The organism is Modicisalibacter sp. 'Wilcox', assembly GCF_010993675.1.
Lineage (GTDB): Bacteria > Pseudomonadota > Gammaproteobacteria > Pseudomonadales > Halomonadaceae > Modicisalibacter > Modicisalibacter tunisiensis.
The window spans coordinates 1-2143 of sequence record NZ_WNXF01000035.1; the positions used below are offsets into that span (position 1 = coordinate 1).

Below are 2143 nucleotides of genomic sequence, written 5' to 3' on the forward strand. Positions count from 1 at the left end.
TCCGTGCTACTAGATAGGTGATCTACTCCATGGCTAGAACGTCCACCGCCTCCACTCGGGACATCTCCAAGACCGTCAAACTGTCCCAAGGCCAGAACGAGCGCCTCCAGCGTGTTTGCGAGCGTCTCGACATCTCCGTGAACTCCTTCCTCGTCCATGCCATCGCTAACGCCTTGGTCCAAGCTGAGGGCCGCATCTCCAACGCTGACCTTGCCGAGAACCTGACCCGCGAAATGCTCGCGATGTTTGCCCCGCTCATCGAGGACGCCAAGAACATGGGGGGCCCCACCGATGACCAACGCTGAGTTCGATAGCTACTTCGCTGACTACCAGACCTCTTGCTACCTGGTGTTTCTGGAACGTGGTGACGATCTCACCTCCCCGCCTGCCTCCCATGGCGAGAACATGGTGATCGGGGACCATATCCGGTTCATCAACCTGTTTCGCACCACCTGCAAGCTTGCTGGCCGCCCTATCCCGCCTTTCGAGGTTCAAGGGGCTGACTTCCCCGGGATGGAGGCTTAACGCGTGATTGATTGGCTCACCCTGCCCCAGTTCCCATGCTGGCACCCCCAACGCATCGACGGGGGCCATGTCCTTTCCGTGGATCATCACGGCAACATGGAATGGTCATCGCAGAAGTTCAGGAAGGTCGTGGGCAGTGCTGACGCCTCGATCCGGCTCAAGACCGCCGCCGTTGACGCTGACGGCCATGGCACCCACATCACCATCGACGGCAATCCGGTGAAGTTCCTCCAGGGCCATAACCTCTGGGGGACCGATGACCTCGTGGGCCTGGTCGTGGCGTTCATGGACAAGCTCGCCCCCCTGGTTGGCCTCCAGCCTACCGCCTGGGATCGCCAGCTATGGCTCCGTGGCTGCTTCAAGGTCTCCCGGGCTGACCTCACCCGCATGTTCCGCCTCAAGTCCCGGGCTGACGCCCTCGCCTGGATTCGTCAGGCTGAGCAGACCGCTACCATGCCCTACCGTGGACGGGGCCAGATCTCCAAGGGCTCGACGCTTTACTTCGGCAAGCACTCCCGTCGCTCCTCGCTCAAGTTCTACGCCAAGGGTCAGGAGTTCGACGCCAACGCCTCGCCAGCCATGAAGGAGCTTCCCGCCCTGGTTGAATATGCCGACGCCGCCCTTCGGGCCGAGTACGTGATTCGCTCGATGGAACTCAAGCGCCTGGGCCTCGATGTGGCTGCTAACTGGGAGGAAACTACCGCGTCCAGTGTTACCCTAGAGGTACTGGGGAAACTACATATGGACGACTACACGATGATCACCCCCGAACGTATCGACGAGCTTCGCCCCGCTGTCCGTGCCGTCTATGAGCTCTGGAAGGAGGGCCACGACATCCGCGGCATGTACCCCAAGCCAACCTTCTACCGCTACCGGAAACAGCTCCTGGATACCCTCTCGGTCGATATCGCCAACGTCCAGCCCCGTGACGAGAAGCCATCCAACGTGGTTCCCCTCATGCGCGTCCTGGAAGCTACCGAGATGACCGTTCCCGACTGGGCCTATGGTACCCACCTGTACGCCGAACCTCGCCACGCCTAACCGGGTGGGAGGACGGTGGAGGACCGCCCCACCGGACGGACCGCACGCCGCCCGGACACCCGGCTAGCTCGTTGCTAGCACACCCGTACACCTGGGGCCTTGAGCCCTGACGCTCGACTCGGCGGCAGCAAGCTGCCCCCTCCCTCCCGTCTGATTGTCTCCCGATCCGCTGCCCGTCGCCGTCATTTGGATGGTGGTGAGCGAAGCGAACGCATGCCAAACCGCAATGCACCGCGCTCGCCTCCCCCTGGTCGTCTCCCGCGCACCACCGAACACCGCCACACCACCGCGCCTCATTGCCGAACAAGGGGTTCACCTGGGCCAGCGTCCAGCGCTCACGTTTACCGCCTTGGCGCCCCCGACCGGTGCGGGGGGTGGGACGCGCAGCGGCACCGCCGCACGGGCCGGCCGGGGGCAGCATGTGCAGTACAGTGATACTGCACATCTGTCTCAAGTTGATACCTTGACCGCCTACATGCACGGCGCTACTCTCAGGCTATTCCGTGCTACTAGATAGGTGATCTACTCCATGGCTAGAACGTCCACCGCCTCCACTCGGGACATCTCCAAGACCGTC

Annotated in this window: 3 protein-coding genes; all 3 read left to right on the top strand. The window is 62.5% G+C overall.

From position 1 onward, the window contains the following. Positions 1 to 29: 29 nt before the first annotated feature. Genes G7A98_RS16510 through G7A98_RS16520 form a run of 3 tightly spaced genes read left to right on the top strand, consistent with a single transcriptional unit; the run spans position 30 to position 1566 of the window. Positions 30 to 305, top strand: coding sequence for a hypothetical protein (locus G7A98_RS16510; protein ID WP_163650768.1), 276 nt, complete (start codon positions 30 to 32; stop codon positions 303 to 305). Beyond that, positions 292 to 525, top strand: a complete 234-nt coding sequence (locus G7A98_RS16515; RefSeq protein WP_163650769.1) for a hypothetical protein — start codon at positions 292 to 294, stop codon at positions 523 to 525. Before G7A98_RS16510 ends, G7A98_RS16515 begins: the two co-directional genes overlap by 14 nt. Positions 526 to 528: 3 nt before the next feature. Beyond that, the gene (locus G7A98_RS16520) at positions 529 to 1566 is read left to right on the top strand and encodes a phage/plasmid replication protein, II/X family (protein WP_163650770.1); all 1038 of its coding nucleotides are present in this window, start codon (positions 529 to 531) and stop codon (positions 1564 to 1566) included. The last annotated feature ends 577 nt before the right edge of the window (positions 1567 to 2143 follow it).

Bases quoted from the DNA above. Each gene is read 5' to 3' on its own strand.
- G7A98_RS16515 (WP_163650769.1), top strand. From the start codon at position 292: ATGACCAACGCTGAGTTCGATAGCTACTTCGCTGACTACCAGACCTCT.
- G7A98_RS16510 (WP_163650768.1), top strand. From the start codon at position 30: ATGGCTAGAACGTCCACCGCCTCCACTCGGGACATCTCCAAGACCGTC.